We start from the raw sequence: 16,223 nt of genomic DNA, 5'->3' as shown, positions 1-16,223 counted from the left end.
CAGATGATGGCGTGGCTTTGTTGGGTCCGCGCTGGCGTGTCCCCGCCATGCGCATCGGACAGGCCATGTCTCCGTGTTGGCCTGAACGAATGATTAACCATTTTGTAACGAGACTGCCACGAAAGGTTTCAGTTGCGATCTTTTGCGTTGCAGCCACGCCATGGCGCGGCGACGGGATCGGCGGTCTATGCTTGGCGTCCCCTCCTACACCATCGACAGGCCATGACCGCCTCCGTTTACGACATCCCCCTGACCACCATCGACGGTACTCCTGCCTCGCTCGGCGACTATGCCGGCAAGGTGCTGCTGGTGGTCAACGTGGCTTCCAAGTGCGGTCTCACCCCGCAGTACGAAGGGCTGGAGCAGCTCTACCGCGAGAAGAAGGACGCCGGCCTGGAAGTGCTGGGTTTCCCGGCCAACAACTTCAACGGCCAGGAGCCGGGCAGCGAGGACGAGATCCGCCAGTTCTGCTCGCTTACCTACGATGTCAGCTTCCCGATGTTCTCCAAGATCAGCGTCGCCGGCGCCGACGTGCACCCGCTGTACCGGCAGCTGGTCGCCGCGCAGCCGGCCGCCACCGGCGAAGGCTCGATGCGCGAGAAGCTGGTCGGCTTCGGCATCGAACCCAACCCGGCCCCGGGCGTGCTGTGGAACTTCGAGAAGTTCCTGGTCGGCAGGGACGGGCAGGTGATCGGCCGTTTCTCGCCGGACACCACCGCCGACGACGCCGGCCTGCGTGCGGCGATCGACGCCGCGCTGGCGGCCTGAGTCCGGCTGCGGCGCGGAAGATGAAGAAGGCTCCGCCGCGCGACGACGGGGCCGGCATGGAGGTGATCACGAGATGGCAGCAGGCAATTCCGGCGGATTCGCGGTGGGTTGGTTCACTCTGGCGCTCATCAACGCCGGGCTTGCCCAGGGCAAGGGGCGCAGCGGCCTGAACTGGGGGCTGCTGTCGCTGCTGCTGGGGCCGATCGCGACGCTTCTGCTGGTGCTCCAGGAATCCAGGCGCCCGGGCAGCACCTGAGATCCAGCCGCGCCGGCTGCCGGTTCCACGAAAAAGCCCGGGTTTCCCCGGGCTTTTCCATTGATCGCCAACAGTGCGCGCGCTCAACGCCCCCAGTCGGGCATCGGCATCGCATCGACCGGGATGGTGGTCTGCTCGTCGTCCTCGTGGCGGCGATGGTCGCGGCGCAGGTCCTTCTCGATCTGGTAGTTCCGCCGCTGCAGCCAGGCATCGCGGGTCAGCGCGTACTCGTCCACCGCGCTGTCGCGGATGTCGTCCAGCGACAGCAGCTGCACGCGGGTGTCCACCAGCTGCAGGCCCTGCAGGCCTATGCGCAGCTTGTCCATCTCGATGCGCCGCAGCGGCGACAGCGGCATGTCGCCGGCCAGGCCGAACACGTCGCGCACGGTGCGCGGGCCGAAGAACGGCAGTTCCACGTAGCGCGACTGGCGCCAGCCCCAGGTACCCAGGGTCTGCCCGAAGTCCTCGCTGCGGCGCGGCACCATCGCCTTGCTGGCCGGGTCGAACAGGCCGCCGATGCCGAGGGTGGAGTTCATCAGGAAGCGGCCCAGCGTGTCCCAGGCGTCGTCGGCATGGCCCTGCAGCAGCTGGTTGACCATGGTCAGCGGCGAGCGCAGGTTGCCGAAGAAATTGCTTACGCCGGTGCGCGCCACGCGCGGCACCACATGCACGTAGGCGGTGGCCAGCGGGCGGGCGATGCCGCGGTCCACCGCCAGGTTGAAGCGGTGCATCCGGCGGTTGTACTTCTCCCACGGGTCGTAGGCCGGTGCGGCGCCGTCGCCCGCGCCGGCATCGGCGGTGGGGCCGCCGTACAGCGCGGCGAAGTCGTCTTCGGCATCGGTGGGCGCGGCGCCATCCGCGTTGGCCGCCTGCGCCACCGGCGGCGTCGCGGCGACGGTGGCGTCGGCGTGGCCATCCACCTGCGTCGCTGCCTGCGCCGTCGTAGCCGCTGCGGCCTCGTGCGCGGCGGGGCAGCCGGCAGGGTCGGCGCAGGCCGGCGGTTCCGGCGAAACGCTGGCGCTGGCGGGCGGTGCGGGGGCGCGTACCGGTTTGCCGGCGCAGGCGCCGAGCAGCAGCACGGCGGCCAGGATGGGAAGGATGCGGAGGTTCATGTCAGCGGTCCGCCGAGGAGGCGTTGAAGTCCAGGTCCGGCGTCAGCCGGTAGGCCGCGCGCAGTTCGTCCAGGCCCGCGGGCGTGCCGGCGATGGCGCCGCCGCCGTTGCCGCGCATGCGCGCGGCCAGTTCGGCCAGCAGCGCCACGCCGGCGCTGTCCACGCGCTCGACGGCATGCAGGTCGAGCCGGCGCAGGGTGGCGGCCTGGCGTACCAGCTGCGGCCACAGCGTCACCGCCGCGGCGCGGTCCAGCGTGCCGGCAAGGTGCAGCGCATCGCCCTCGACGCGCGCGGTGGCGTCACTTGCCACGGGGAGCCGGGCCCGCGCTGGCCTGCATGCTGCCGTTGCGCAGTTCGGCCGCCACGTCCTTGATCGACTTCTGGCGCAGCGGCGCATCGAACTGGTTCTTGAAGGTCTGCACGTAGGAGATGCCTTCGATCATCACGTCGAAGATCTTCCACTGGCCGCCGACCTCGCGCATCAGGTATTCGACCGGGGTCGGCTCGCTGCCGGCGCGCACCAGTTCGGTGGAGACCTTCACGCCGCGGTTGCCCGGCAGCGCGGCCTCGCCCTTGTAGCGGAAGCTGGGCTTGCCCTGGATGTCGAGCAGGGTCGAGCCGTAGCGCGCCATCAGGTTGTCGGCCATCGCGTCGGCGAACAGCTTCACGTCGGCATCGGGAGCGCCGCGGCCGTGTACGCCCAGCACCAGGCGGGCGGCGTAGTCGCGGTCGAAGCCGCGGCTCAGTTCGCCGTCGATGAAACCGCGCAGCGCCGCCGGATTGGCGCGGAACTCGCTGCGGCGGGTTTCCAGCGTGGACAGGATGCGCGAGCTGGCGTCGAGCACGGTGCGTGCGGCGGCCGACGGCTGCGCGGCGGTGGCGGCCGGGCGCGCCTGCGCCATGGCCAGCGACGGCGCGGCAGCCAGCAGGGCCGAGGCGAGCACGGCGGTGAGCAGTGGGGTTTTCATGATTACGGTTCTTCCTTGGTGGGCGCGGTGCCCGGGGCGGATTCGGAGGCGTTGTTGTTGCCGCCACCGCTGAACATGTATTTGCCGACCAGCTGGATCAGATCCACCGCCGGCTGGGTGAAGGCGATCTCGTCGCCGGACTTGAGCACGTCCGGGTCGCCGCCCGGCTGCAGGCCGATGTAGCTCTCGCCCAGCAGGCCGCTGGTGAAGATGCCGGCCGAGGTATCGGCAGGCAGGTCCTTGAACTTGCCGTCGAGCGCCAGGGTGACGATGGAGTCGTATTTAACGGGATCCAGCTGAATGTCGGCCACTTGGCCGATGGTCACCCCGCCGACCTTCACTGGCGCCTGCTTGCGCAGCTGGCCGATCTGGCTGAAACGCGCCTTGAGCACGTAGTCGCCGCCGCCCACGCCGAAGCGCTGGTTGGTGGAAGCCACCGCCAATACCAGTAGCGAGGCCAGCGCCAGCAGCAGGAAGGCGCCGACGGAGAATTCGAGTCGAGGTCCACGGATGGCCATGTTGGTTCCTTACTTGAACATCAGTGCGGAGAGCACGAAGTTGAACATCAGCACCAGCAGCGAGGCGTTCACCACCGCGCGGGTGGTCGCCACCGAAGTGCCTTCGATGGTGGGTTCGGCGTGGAAGCCGACGTAGGCCGCGACCAGCGCCGCGGTGCCGCCGAAGATCGCCGACTTGAGCAGGGCCACGGCGAAGTCGTCCCAGAAATCGACGCTGCCGCGCAGCCCCGACCAGAACGTGCCGTTGTCCTGGCCCAGCACCTGCACCGCCTCGAACCAGCCGCCGGTGATGGCCAGCGAGCAGAACACGCCGGTCAGCAGCGGCACGGTCAGCACCGCCGCCCAGAAGCGCGGTGCTACCGCCTTGGCCACCGGGTCGATGGCCATCAGTTCCAGTGCCTTGATCTGGTCGGTGGCGCGCATCAGGCCCAGTTCGGCGGCGATGGAGCTGCCGGCGCGGCCGATGAACAGCAGCGCGGTCAGCACCGGCGCCAGCTCGCGGTACAGCGACAGGCCAAGCAGGGTGGACAGTGCGTCGGCGGCGCCGAAGGTGGTTAGCGTGCGGTAGCCCTGCAGGGTCAGCACCAGGCCGACGAAGGCGCCACCCACGGCGATGATCGGCAGCGAACGCGCGCCGATCTTGTAGATCTCGCGGGTCAGTTCGGCCAGGAAGTCGCGGGTCGGCAGCGAGCCGCGCAGCACCGTCAGCGAGAACAGGCCGGCGCGGCCCAGCGAGCGGATGGAGGAAGCGAACGGCATCAGGCGACCCTCGCGCGCGGGGCGGCATCGAACGGGATCGGGCCGTCGGGCTGGCCGTGCAGGAACTGCCGCACCAGCGGGTCGGCGCTGGCCTGCAGCTGTTCCGGCGTGCCGGAGAACACGATGCCCTCGTTGGCGATGACCAGCGCCTGGTCGCAGATCGGCAGGGTCTCGTGCACATGGTGGCTGACGATGATGCTGGTCAGGCCGAGGCTGTCGTTCAGGCGCTTGATCAGGCTCATGATCACGCCCGAGGCGATCGGGTCCAGCCCGGTCAGCGGCTCGTCGTAGATCATCAGCGGCGGGTCCAGCGCCAGCGCGCGGGCCAGCGCCACGCGCCGCGCCATGCCGCCGGACAGCTCGCGCGGCCACGCGTCGGCCGCGGCCAGCAGGCCCACCGCGTGCAGCTTCATCCGTACCAGGCGTTGCAGCACCGGCTCGGGCAGGCGGGTGTGGGTGCGCAGCGGCAGGGCGACGTTCTCGGCGACGGTGAGATCGGTCAGCAGGCCGTTGCCCTGCAGCAGCACGCCGACGTTCCTGCGCATCTCCAGCAGCGCGCGGTTGCCGTGCGGGATGTCTTGCCCGAACAGGCGGACGTGGCCGGTCACCGGGCGCAGCTCGCCGGTCAGCGCCGCCAGCAGCGTGGACTTGCCGGTGCCCGAGGGGCCGAGCACGGCGGTGATGCTGCCGCGTGGCACGTCCAGCGAAACGTCGCGCAGGATCGTGCGCCCGCCGCGGTCGATGCGGACGTCGGACAACTGCACCAGGGGCGTCCGGGGAAGGGACATGGCGGCCTTTAACGGAAAACCAACGTGGCAGGATTATCGGGTCCGGCTGAACAAAAGAGAACTGGACCGTGCAGTATTGTCGCCGCACCGGCGCCGCGCGTCAGTGCCATGGACGGAACGCCCAGTCCTCCGGACGTCATTCCGGCACGTGTGCACCGCGCCGGCGCAGGCCGCGCAGCGAACCGGGTTCGTCGGCGAAGGCCACCACGTCGCGCAGGCTGGCGTGGATGCGCCGCGCGTAGCCCAGGTCGTTGAGCAGCGAGCCGGCCTGCAGGCCGTCCAGGCGGTCGTACTTCACCGCGGCGAACAGCTGCTGGCGGAACGCCGTGTCGAACCCCGCGGCCTGCCGGTCGAGCGCCTCCAGCCCGTGTTGCCGCGCCTGCCGCTGCGCGGCGGTATCGGCCGGCATCCGCGCCACGCGGCGCAGGCCGCGCAGTTGCCCGAACAGATGCCCGCGCAGTTCCACGTAGGCCGCGCGCAGCGGCGAATCGGCCTCGTGCAGGCGCTGGCCGAGATTCTTCTGCAGGTGCTTGGCGTCCTTGACCGCATCGACCATGCGCGCGGCCGCGGCCTGGCTGCCGGACCAGAAGCGCTGGTGATCGGCGTCCAGCACCACTTCCAGCCGGCCCATGAAGCGCAGCAGGTCGCCATAGACGCCCTTGACCCGCTGCTGGTACAGCGTCTCTGCATCGCGGCAGCTGCGGTCGGGGCGGGCGTCGAGCAGCGCCGCATCGGGCGCCTCGGCGTCCAGCGCCTCCACCGGCAGGCACAGCGCCTGGCAGATCACCTCCAGGCTCAGCCCGCCCAGGTGCTCCAGTTCCAGCGCGACCGCGGCTGCCGCGGCATCAGGCGATTCCAGCGCCTGGTCGCTCAGGTGGCGGGCGCGCACGCGCTCGATGCCGCCGCCGGCGATGGCGTCGCTGCGCTCGGGCAGCCAGCGCTGCAGCGCCCCCGCCAGCTGCCGCTGCCATGGCCAGAACAGCGCCACCCCGCCGGCATTGAACAGGGTGTGGAACAGCGCCGGCTGCAGCAGCGGGTTGTCGCCGAACCCGGCCAGTCCCGCCAGCGCCGCCACCAGCCAGGTCAGCGGCGCCAGCAGCGCGAAGGCCAGCAGCGCCGTGACCGCATTGAACAGCACGTGCGCCAGCGCCAGCCGCTGGCCGCTGCGGTTGCCGCCGAGCATGCCCACCACCGCCGTGCTGACGCTGCTGCCGACGTTGGAGCCGATGGCGATGGCCAGGCTCTGTTCCAGCTGCAGCTGCCCCGCCGCCAGCGCGGCCAGGGTCAGCATCAGCGCCGCGTGGCTGGACTGCAGCACCACCGTCAGCAGCAGGCCGCCGAGCACGAACAGCGCCATCGCGCCCATGCCGCCGTCGCCGCGCGCGGCCAGGTCGAAACCGCCGCCGAAGCCGTCGAAACCGGCCTTGATCTGGTCGATGCCCAGGAACACCAGCGCCACGCCCAGCAGCACCCGCCCGGCCGCCTTGCCGCGGTCGCCGGCGATCCCGGCCAGCACGCCGAACACCAGCATCGGCAGCGCCAGCGGCGACAGGCTCAGGTTCTGCCCGGCCAGCGCCAGCAGCCAGATGCCGCTGGTCGCGCCCAGGTTGGCGCCGAAGATGATGGCGATGCCGCCGGCCAGCTGGATCAGCCCCGAACTGATGAAGGCGATCGCCAGCAGCGATACCAGCGTGCTCGACTGCAGCGCCGCGGTGCCGGCCACGCCGAACAGCAGGCCACGCAGCGGCGTGGACGTGCCGCGCGCCAGCAGCTTCTCCAGGCTGCCGCCGGCCAGCTGCTTCAGTCCCTCCTCCAGGATCTGCATGCCGAACAGGAACACCGCCAGCCCGGCGCACAGCTGCATCCACGCGCCATGGCGCCAGAACGACCATGCCAGCAGCGCTGCTGCGGCGGCGGCCAGGAGGATGCGCGGGTTCACGGTCGCCGGTTTCCATGCAGGACGGGGCCGCGCATTATCGGCGCGCGTGGCCGTACCGGGTGCACGCGGTCGCACCGGCTGCGACGCGCTCCGGCACAATGGCGCGACCATGCCTGACGCCGCCGCGGATTTCCGCCTCTACCACTCCAACGCGCTGGACGTGCTGGCCTCGCTGCTGGCGCATGCGCTGCGCGAGCCGGCGCCCGGGCAGCCGCTGCTGGCCCCGGACACGGTACTGATCCCGCAGGTGGCGATGCGGCGCTGGCTGCAGTCCACGCTGGCGGCCCAGTACGGCATCGCCGCCAATCTCGAGTTCCTCACCCCCGGCGAGTTCGTCGCGCGCGCGCTGAAGGAAAACGTGCCCGGCGAGCAGGACGACCTGGGCGCGGCCGGGCTGCACTGGCGGCTGTATGCGGCGTTGACCGACGAGGCGCTGATGCGGCTGCCGGCGATGGCCGGGCTGCGCGCCTACCTCGACCGCGACGACCCGCTGCGCGCGTGGTCGCTGGCCGCCGAACTGGGCAGCGTGTTCGAGAAGTACCAGGCCTGGCGCCGCGACTGGCTGCTGCGCTGGGAGGCCGGCGCCGACGCCGACGACCCGCAGGCGATCCTGTGGCGCCGCATCGCCGGCGGCCGCCAGCACCGCGCGCGCCGCATCAACGACTACCTGGCGCGTTTCGAGGGCGCCGGCCAGCCGCTGCCGCAGGGCCTGCCGCCGCGGCTGTTCGCCTTCGCCACGCTCAACGTCTCGCCCGACGTGCTGCGGGTGATCGCCACCCAGGCGCGGGTCGGCACGCTGCACTTCTACCTGCCCACGCCGACGCGCGCCTACTGGGGTGACCTGCAGACCCTGTCCGAGCGGCTGCGCGGCGGCGTGGACGATCCGTTCGCCGACGGCAACGGCGAGAACCCGCTGCTGCAGGCCTGGGGCGCGGCCGGGCGCGATTTCATGGCGGTGCTGGGCAGCTACGAGGTGGTGCACCCGTCCGGCGAGATCGCCGCCTATGCCGACCCGGAACAGCGCGGCGGCGGCACGCTGGACGAAGGCGGCCTGCGCGACAGCCTGCTGCACCGCCTGCAGGCCGACCTGTTCCACCGCCGCGCGCTGCCGCCGGCGCCGCTGCGCCCGGCGCTGCGGCTGGACGACCCCAGCGTGCAGATCCACGCCTGCCACACCCGCCTGCGCGAGATGCAGGTGCTGCACGACCAGCTGCGCGCGCTGCTGGACGATGCGCGCTTCGACCCGCCGCTGCAGCCGCGCGAGATCGCGGTGCTGGCGCCGGACATCGACCCCTACGTGCCGTACCTGGAATCGGTGTTCGGCGGCCGCGGCGCCGGCGAGGGCCACATCCCGTGGGCGCTGGCCGACGCCAGCCCGCTGCAGGGCGAGCCGCTGGCCGAAGTGTTCGTGCAGCTGCTGGGCCTGCCGGTGTCGCGCTTCGGCCTCAACGAGATCCTCGACCTGCTCGCCAGCCCGCCGCTGGCCGCCGCCGCCGGGCTGGACGCGGCCGCGTTCGAACGCCTGCACGGCTGGCTGCAGGCCGCCGGCGCGCGCTGGGGGCTGGATGCCGCGCATCGCGGCCAGCACCAGGCGCCGGCCGACGACGCCTGCACCTGGCAGTTCGCGCTGGACCGGCTGCTGCTCGGCCACGCCAGCGGCAGCGACGACGACCTGGCCGGCGTCGCGCCGTGGCCGGAACTGGAAGGCAGCGCGCTGGCCGCGCTCGATGCGCTGGTCCGCCTGCTGCGCGTGCTCGCCCGCCACCAGAAGACGCTGGCCGAGGCGCTGGTGCCCGCGCAGTGGCGCGAGCGCCTGCTCGGCCTGCTGGCCGCGCTGCTGCCGGAAACCCCGGCCGAGCCGTCCACGCAGCGCGCGCTGGAGCGCCTGCGCAAGCTCGTCGACGAATTCGCCGGGGAAGCCGCAACGGCCGGCTTCGACGCCCCGGTGCCGGCCGAGGTGGTGCGCGCGCACTTCGCCGCGGTGCTGTCCGAGGCCGACACCCGCGCGCCGCTGCTCACCGGCGGCGTCAGCTTCGGCCGCATGGTGCCGATGCGGCTGCTGCCGTTCCGCGCGATCTGCGTGCTGGGCCTGGACGACGGCGACTTCCCGCGCCGCGACCCGACCGCCGGCCTGAGCAGGCTCACCGCCGAACTGGGCAGCGCGCGCCGCCGCCATGGCGACCGCTCGCTGCGCGAGGACGACCGCTTCCTGTTCCTGCAGCTGCTGGCCTCGGCGCAGGAAGTGTTCTACCTGAGCTACCTCGGCGCCGATGCGCGCGACGGCAGCGTGCGCGAACCCTCGGTGCTGGTCAGCGAACTGATCGACGCGGTGGCCGCGTGCCACGCCGATCCGGGCGCCGCGCGCAAGGCCATCGTCGTGCGCCATCCGCTGCAGCCCTTCGCCCCGGCCGCGTTCGGCGGCGACGGCGAGCCGCGCCGTTTCAGCTATCGCCGCCAGTGGCACCCGGCGGCGGGTGCGGTCGACGGCCAGCGCCAGGCGCTGCCGCCGTGGTCCGCCGGCGAGCTGGCCGCGCCGCTGCCGGACGTCCTGCGCGAACCGACCCTGTCGCTGGATGCGCTGCGCCGTTTCCTGGCCGACCCGGCCGGGCAGTTCCTGGAACAGCGGCTGGGCCTGCGCCTGGGCGGTGAGATCGAGGCCAGCGACGACATCGAACCGCTGGTGCTGCCCGAACGCGGGCGCGAGCACGCCTCGCTGCAGCAGCAGGTGCTCGCCGCCCTGCTGGAAGGCCGTGAGCAGGGCCTGTACGAGCGCCTGCGCGCACGCGCGCTGCTGCCGTCCGGGGCGCTCGGCCGGCGGCAGTTCGAGCAGCTGCTCGGGCGCATACGGCCCTGCGCGGAGACGTTCGCGCACTGGTACGACGGCGCGCCGCTGCAGTCGCAGCGGCTGGAAGTGGCGATCGACGGCACCACCGTGCACGGGCGCGTGGCGCAGATCCATCCACAGGGGCTACCGCGCCTGCAGGCCGGCGCGCCGGGCGTGGCCTGGGTGCTGCGCAGCGGGCTGGATTGGCTGTTGGCCAACGCCGCCGGCATGCCATCGCCGCTGCTGCAGTTCTTCGACGACGGTCAGGGCGGCCATGGCCCGCACGCCCTGCCGGCGCTGCCCGCCGCGCAGGCGAAAGACGCCCTGAAAGCCTTGCTGCAGCTGCGTTCGCAGGGACTGCAGGCGCCGCTGCCGTTCGCGCCCTATACCGGCTGGGCGATCTATGCCGCCGAGCCGGACAAGCGCGAAAAGGCCGCGCGCGAGAAGTGGTACGGCAGCGACCACAGCTGGGGCGAGCGCGACGGCGAAGCCCTGCGGCTGGCCCTGCGCGGCGCCGATCCGTTCGCCGACGCGGCCGCTACCAACAGATTTATCCACAACAGCCTGCTGGTATTCACCGCGCTGCGCGAGGGCCGGGTACTGGCCGGAACGGAGGTGCAGGCATGAACGCCGCCGCACCCTTGGCCGACCCGTATCTCGACCTGCCGCTGGACGGCCTGCGCCTGATCGAGGCCAGCGCCGGTACCGGCAAGACCTTCACCCTGGCCACGCTGTTCACCCGGCTGGTGGTCGAGCAGGGCCTGCGCATGGGCCAGATCCTGGCGGTGACGTTCACCGACGCGGCGACGCAGGAACTGCGCAGGCGCATCCGCGAGCGCCTGGACCTGGCCGCGCGGCTGGCCGAGGCCGAGCCGGCCGAAGGCGACAGCCCCGAAGTCGCGCTCACCCGCGCCATCCTGCAGCGCCACCTGCGGCACGGCGCGGAAACCGCCGCGCAGCTGGCCCGGCGCCTGCGCATCGCCGCCGAGGAAACCGACCTGGCGGCGATCTTCACCATCCACGGCTTCTGCACCCGGGTGCTGGCCGAGCACGCGCTGGAGAGCGGCCACAGCTTCGCCGCGCCGGAGCTGCTGACCAATACCCGCCAGCTCTACGCCGGGCTCGCCGCCGACCTGTGGCGCCTGCACGCCGCCGGCGACGATGCGCTGGAGGCCCTGGGCGGCCTGTGGAAAAACCCGGAAGCGCTGGCGGCCGACCTGCCGGTACTGGTCGCCGACCTGCCGCTGCTGCCCGCCGCGCCCGGGGCGCAGGCCGAAGCGCAGGCAGGCAACGCCCGCATCGACGATCCCGGACCCCTGCTGCGGGCCGCCGCCGGCGCACTGCGGCAGGCCGTCGCGCAGCACCTGCCCGATGCCCGCCAAACCATCGCCGACGCCTTCGACCGCAAGCGCCTGGACGGCCGCCGCGCCAAGCGGCCGAGTTTCGAGAAGGCATTCGCGGAACTGGAGGCCGGCTGCGCCGCGGGCGAATGGCCGCGCGGCGACAGGCAGCATGTCGACAAGCTGGCCACGGCCCAGCTGCGGTCCTTCTGCAGGGAAGGGGAGCCGGCGCCGGCCTCGCCGCTGTTCGATGCCCTGCAGGCGTGGCTGGAGGCCGACGATCTGCGCCAGCGCTGGCTGCGCCAGCGCCGCGTGGACCTGCTGCACCGGCTGCGCGACGAAGCCCGCCAGCGCCTGGCCCGGCACAAGCGGCAGTACCGCGTGCAGACCTACGACGACCTGATCGACGGCGTGCACGCCGCGCTGGACGGCGAGGGCGGCGCGACGCTGGCCGAACGCCTGCGCGCGCAGTACCGCTTCGCGCTGGTGGACGAATTCCAGGACACCGACCCGCGGCAGTGGGACATCTTCCGCCGCGTGTTCGCCGGGCCGGACGGGGACGCCGCGCTGTTCCTGATCGGCGACCCCAAGCAGGCCATCTACGGCTTCCGCGGCGGCGACGTGCACACCTACCTGCAGGCCCGTGCGCTGGCTACCGCCGCGCCGCGGCTGGCGCACAACTTCCGTTCGCGCCCGGCCGTGCTGCGGGCCATCGACGCGCTGTACGCCAACGCCGGCGAACAGGCCTTCCTCGATCCGCGCATCCGCTTCGAGCCGGTGCAGGCCGGCGACAAGCGCAGCGACGCCGATTACCTGCTCGACGGCGCGCCGGCCCCGGCGCTGACCGTGCACCTCATCGACGGCGACGCGGACGGCAAGCCGCTCAAGGCCGACGAATCGCGCCATGCCGCCGCCCTGGCCTGCGTGGCCGACATCCACCGCGTGCTGTCCGCCGCGCGCGAGGACAGGGCGTTGATCGACGGCCGCCCGGTGCGTCCGGGCGACATCGCCGTGCTGGTGCGTTCGCACCGCGAAGCCGCGCGCATCCAGCAGGCGCTGGCCGCGGTCGGCATCCCGGCGGTCGCGGCCGGCAAGCACAGCCTGTTCGCCACGGCCGAGGCGCACGAGCTGCGCCTGCTGCTGCTGGCGCTGCTGCAGCCGGCCGACGAAGGCCGCCTGCGCGCGGCGCTGGCCACCGTGCTGCTGGGCGAGAGCGCTGCCGCCATCGCCGCGATGGAACACGAAGGCCAGCGCCAGCGCTGGCACCAGGAACGCCTGCTGCAGTGGCGCGAGCGCTGGCAGCGCGGCGGCGTGCTGGCGATGCTGTCGGACCTGTGCGCCGGGCAGGCCGAGCGCCTGCTGGCGCTGGTCGACGGCGAGCGCCGCCTGACCAACTACCTGCAACTGGGCGAACTGCTGCAGGAGGCCGGCACCCGCAGCATCGGCCTGCATGGCCTGCTCGACTGGCTGCAGGCGCGCATCGCCCATGCCGACGACGGCGACGAGACCCAGCTGCTGCGCCTGGAATCGGACGCGCACCGGGTGCAGGTCATCACCCTGCACAAGAGCAAGGGCCTGGAATACCCGCTGGTCTACCTGCCGTTCGTCGGCATCGACGGCCGGGCGCCGGACACCGACGCGCACCGGATCGTGCACGACGGCGCGCGCCGCGTGCTGCACTGGAAGATCGACAAGGACGCCGAGGACTGGAAGGCCGTCGGCCAACAGGCCGCCACGGAGGATGCCGCCGAGACTGCACGCCTGCTCTACGTCGGCCTGACCCGCGCGGAGCACGCGCTGTGGATCGCCGGCGGCGCGCTGGCCGGGCTGTCCGGCTCGCGGCTGGGGCCGATGCTCGGCGACATGCAGCGCCTGGCCGCGCATGCCGACATCCGCATCGTCGAAGGCGGCGTGGACGCGCTGCCGGCGCGGCTGCCGCCCGGGCGCGACGCGGCGCTGCCGCCGGTGCGCGGCGTGCGCCGCACGCTGTCGCACGACTGGTGGGTCTACAGCTTCACCCAGCTCGCCCACGCCGAGGCCGGCCACGACACCTCGGCCGCCGCCACGCAGGACAACGGCGGCGCCGCCGACGAACCGGCGCAGGTTGAGGAAGAAACCGGGCAGGACCTTGCCGCGCAGCAGGACGCGTTCGATCCGCGTTTCGCCGGCAGCCGTTTCGGCAACGTGCTGCACGCGGCGTTGGAGAACACCGGTTTCGACGCCTGGAGCGGCTGGCGGCCCGGCGACGCCGCGCCCGAAGGGCAGGCCGGGGTGATCGCCGGGGCGCTGCGCGCCGAAGGCTATGCCGAGGCCGACATCGACGATGGCGTGGCCCTGCTCACCGCGCTGGTCGGCCAGACCCTGACCGTGGCCCTGCCCGAAGGCGGCGCGCTGCATTCGCTGGGCGCCGGCGAGCGCCGCGCCGAGATCGAGTTCCACTTCGCCATGCAGCCCACCGCGGTGCCGGCGCTGCTGCGCGTGCTGCACGCGCACGGCGTGGTGCGCGGCCGCCACGGCTTCGGCGCGCGCGGCCGCCTGGAAGGGCTGATGACCGGCAAGATCGACCTGACCTACCTGCGCGACGGCCGCTGGTACGTGCTCGACTACAAGTCCAACCGCCTGTCCGGCTACGCCCCGGCGCAGCTGGAAGCGGCCATGCGCCACAGCGAATACGACCTGCAGGCGCTGATCTACACCGTGGCGCTGCACCGCTGGCTGCGCTTCCGCCTTGGCGACGGCTACGACTACGCGCGCGACTTCGGCGGCATCCGCTACCTGTTCTGCCGCGGCCTGGATGCGACCCGCACGCCGTCGCCCGGCCTGTATGCGCATCGTTTCGCGCCGGAACTGGTGCACGCGGTGGATGCGCTGTTCGCCGGTGGCGACGAAGCCCACGCCGCCATGCAGGCGCGCATGGGAGGCCGGACATGAGCCTGCTGGCCGCACTCACCAAGGCCGGCGCGCTGCGCGCGCTCGACCACGCGCTGGCGCAGAGCCTGCGCCGCCTCGATCCGGAAACGCCCGATGCCGTGCTCGCCGCCGCGGCGCTGGCCTCGCTGGCCGTGGCGCAGGGCCATGCCGGTTTCGACCCGGCCCAGCCCGCGCGACTGGTCGAGGGCCCGCTGCCGTGGCCCGAGCCGCAGGCGTGGATCGCGCAGCTGCGGGCCTCGCGCTGGGTCGCCGCGCCCGACGACGACAACCTGGAGGCCGCGCAGGCGCCGCTGGCCTGGGAACACGGCCTGCTGTACCTGCGTCGCTACCGCGAGTACGAGCGGCGGCTGGCGCTGGGCCTGCAGCGCATCGGCCAGGCGCCGCTGGACGCGGGCGATCCGGCGGCGCTGGCGCCGTTGTTCGCGCGGCTGTTCCCTGGCCACGCGGACGCCGCGCCGCACCCGCCGTCCGCGCAGGGCGACCTGTTCGCGCCGGCGCCCGCCGCCGCCGCGGATGCTTCCGACGCCGGCGACCAGCAGGCCCGTGCCGCCGCGCTGGCCCTGCGCCATCCGCTGCTGCTGGTGACCGGCGGGCCCGGTACCGGCAAGACCACCACCATCGCGCGCCTGCTGGTGCTGCTGGCCGCGCAGGCCGGTGCCGCCGGCCGCGCGCCGCCGCGCGTGGCGCTGGCCGCGCCCACCGGCCGCGCCGCCGAGCGCATGGCCGAAAGTCTGCGTAACGCCGTGCAGCAGCTGCCGCAGCTGGGCGTGGATGCCGCGTTGTGCGCGCAGCTGCCGACCACCGGCACCACCCTGCATCGCCTGCTCGGCGTGATCCCGGAGTCGCCGCGCTTCCGCCACCACGCCGACAACCCGCTGCCGTACGACACGATCGTGGTCGACGAGGCGTCGATGATCGACCTGCCGCTGATGGCGAAGCTGGTCGAAGCGGTGGCCGGTGGCACCCGGCTGGTGCTGCTGGGCGATCCGGACCAGCTGCCGTCGGTGGAGGCCGGCGACGTGCTCGGCGCGATCCTGCGCGCCGCCGGCGACGGCACGCGCATCGCGCCCGACGACGCGCAGGCATTGCGCGCCTTGCTGGGTGAGTTGCCGGCGGCGTGCATCGCCGCGCCGGTGACCGGCTTCGCCGGCACCCGCGTGCAGCTGCAGCGCGGCTACCGGCAGAGCGAGGCGCTGCAGCTGGCGCCGCTGGCGGAGGCGATGCGCGCGGGCGACGCCGCGCGCGCGCTGTCGCTGCTGCGGGATGGGCAGCTGCCCGGCGTGCATTTCCACGAGAACGAGGACGACCCGCTGCACGTCTGGCGCGAACCGCTGCAGCGCTACTGGGAAGCGCTGGCCGCCGCGCGGACCCCGGCGCAGGCGCTCGCCCTGGCCGGGCGCCTGCGCCTGCTCACCGCCGTGCGCGAAGGCCCGCAGGGCGCGCGCGGGCTCAACGCGCGCATCGAGGAACTGCTGGGCGGCACGACCCCGCGCGGCGGGGCACCGGCCCACTTCCACGGCCGCCTGCTGCTGATCACCGAGAACAGCTACCGCCACCGCCTGTTCAACGGCGACGTCGGCATCTGCCTGCGACGCGAAGCCAGCCCCTTTTCGGGGCGGAATGACGCCGATCCCTCGTCGGGACGGAGCGAAGGACAGGGCGGCACCACCGCCTGGTTCCCCGGCGATGACCCCGACGATCCGCGCCCGTTCCATCCGGCCGCGCTGCCCGCGCACGAAAGCGCGTTCGCCATGACCGTGCACAAGGCGCAGGGCTCGGAGTTCGACGAGGTCTGGCTGCAGCTGCCGCGCCGCGACAACCGCGTGCTCAGCCGCGAACTGCTCTACACCGGCATCACCCGCGCCCGCCACGCCCTGCATGTGGCCGGCGACGCGGCGGTGATCGAAGCGGCGCTGTCGCGCCACGCCAGCCGCTGGTCGGGCCTGGCGCAGCGGCTGGGCCAGGCGCGGTAGGAGCGCACTTCAGTGCGCGATGGGGCCTCACAGACAAGCCTCCGGTA

At 72.8% G+C, this 16,223-nt stretch carries 12 protein-coding genes; 5 read left to right on the top strand and 7 right to left on the bottom strand.

Features of this window, described 5'->3' with window-relative positions:
- Positions 1-222 precede the first annotated feature (222 nt).
- Positions 223-768: a glutathione peroxidase gene (locus CQ393_RS04310; protein WP_153190394.1), complete on the top strand. Its 546-nt coding sequence runs from the start codon at positions 223-225 to the stop codon at positions 766-768.
- 73 nt (positions 769-841) lie between these two features.
- Positions 842-1,024, top strand: coding sequence for an antitermination protein NusB (locus CQ393_RS04305; protein ID WP_153190393.1), 183 nt, complete (start codon positions 842-844; stop codon positions 1,022-1,024).
- Positions 1,025-1,107: 83 nt separating this feature from the next.
- Here the strand turns inward: CQ393_RS04305 and CQ393_RS04300 are convergent, their stop codons facing one another.
- The 7 genes from CQ393_RS04300 to CQ393_RS04270 all read right to left on the bottom strand — a co-directional run bounded on the left by CQ393_RS04300 (position 1,108) and on the right by CQ393_RS04270 (position 7,108).
- Entirely contained in the window at positions 1,108-2,136 is a 1,029-nt protein-coding gene (locus CQ393_RS04300; RefSeq protein ID WP_153190392.1) for a VacJ family lipoprotein, read from the bottom strand.
- Position 2,137: 1 nt separating this feature from the next.
- Positions 2,138-2,446: an STAS domain-containing protein gene (locus CQ393_RS04295; RefSeq protein ID WP_343199526.1), complete on the bottom strand. Its 309-nt coding sequence runs from the start codon at positions 2,444-2,446 to the stop codon at positions 2,138-2,140.
- Positions 2,436-3,104, bottom strand: a complete 669-nt coding sequence (locus CQ393_RS04290; RefSeq protein WP_153190390.1) for an ABC transporter substrate-binding protein — start codon at positions 3,102-3,104, stop codon at positions 2,436-2,438. The genes CQ393_RS04295 and CQ393_RS04290 overlap by 11 nt, the downstream gene beginning before the upstream one ends.
- A gap of 2 nt (positions 3,105-3,106) precedes the next feature.
- Positions 3,107-3,622 carry an outer membrane lipid asymmetry maintenance protein MlaD gene (mlaD, locus tag CQ393_RS04285; protein ID WP_153190389.1) on the bottom strand — a complete coding sequence of 172 codons (516 nt, stop codon included), beginning with the start codon at positions 3,620-3,622 and terminating at the stop codon, positions 3,107-3,109.
- 9 nt (positions 3,623-3,631) lie between these two features.
- On the bottom strand, positions 3,632-4,381 hold the full coding sequence (locus CQ393_RS04280) for an MlaE family lipid ABC transporter permease subunit (protein ID WP_153190388.1): 750 nt from the start codon (positions 4,379-4,381) through the stop codon (positions 3,632-3,634).
- Complete coding sequence (locus CQ393_RS04275) at positions 4,381-5,169, bottom strand: ABC transporter ATP-binding protein (RefSeq protein ID WP_153190387.1); 789 nt, start codon at positions 5,167-5,169, stop codon at positions 4,381-4,383. The genes CQ393_RS04280 and CQ393_RS04275 overlap by 1 nt, the downstream gene beginning before the upstream one ends.
- Before the next feature lie 136 nt (positions 5,170-5,305).
- Positions 5,306-7,108: a Na/Pi symporter gene (locus CQ393_RS04270; protein WP_343199523.1), complete on the bottom strand. Its 1,803-nt coding sequence runs from the start codon at positions 7,106-7,108 to the stop codon at positions 5,306-5,308.
- A gap of 109 nt (positions 7,109-7,217) precedes the next feature.
- On the opposite strand from CQ393_RS04270, the gene recC reads away from it, so the two are divergent.
- Genes recC through recD form a run of 3 tightly spaced genes read left to right on the top strand, consistent with a single transcriptional unit; the run spans position 7,218 to position 16,176 of the window.
- Positions 7,218-10,559, top strand: coding sequence for an exodeoxyribonuclease V subunit gamma (gene recC, locus CQ393_RS04265; protein ID WP_153190385.1), 3,342 nt, complete (start codon positions 7,218-7,220; stop codon positions 10,557-10,559).
- A complete protein-coding gene (locus tag CQ393_RS04260; protein ID WP_153190384.1) occupies positions 10,556-14,203 on the top strand; it encodes an exodeoxyribonuclease V subunit beta in 3,648 nt (1,215 codons plus the stop codon). Before recC ends, CQ393_RS04260 begins: the two co-directional genes overlap by 4 nt.
- On the top strand, positions 14,200-16,176 hold the full coding sequence (gene recD, locus CQ393_RS04255) for an exodeoxyribonuclease V subunit alpha (RefSeq protein ID WP_153190383.1): 1,977 nt from the start codon (positions 14,200-14,202) through the stop codon (positions 16,174-16,176). Before CQ393_RS04260 ends, recD begins: the two co-directional genes overlap by 4 nt.
- Positions 16,177-16,223: the final 47 nt, after the last annotated feature.

Origin of the sequence: Stenotrophomonas sp. MYb238 (assembly GCF_009496535.1) — a bacterium.
Classification (GTDB): domain Bacteria; phylum Pseudomonadota; class Gammaproteobacteria; order Xanthomonadales; family Xanthomonadaceae; genus Stenotrophomonas.
This window is presented reverse-complemented; position numbering and strand designations above follow the sequence as displayed.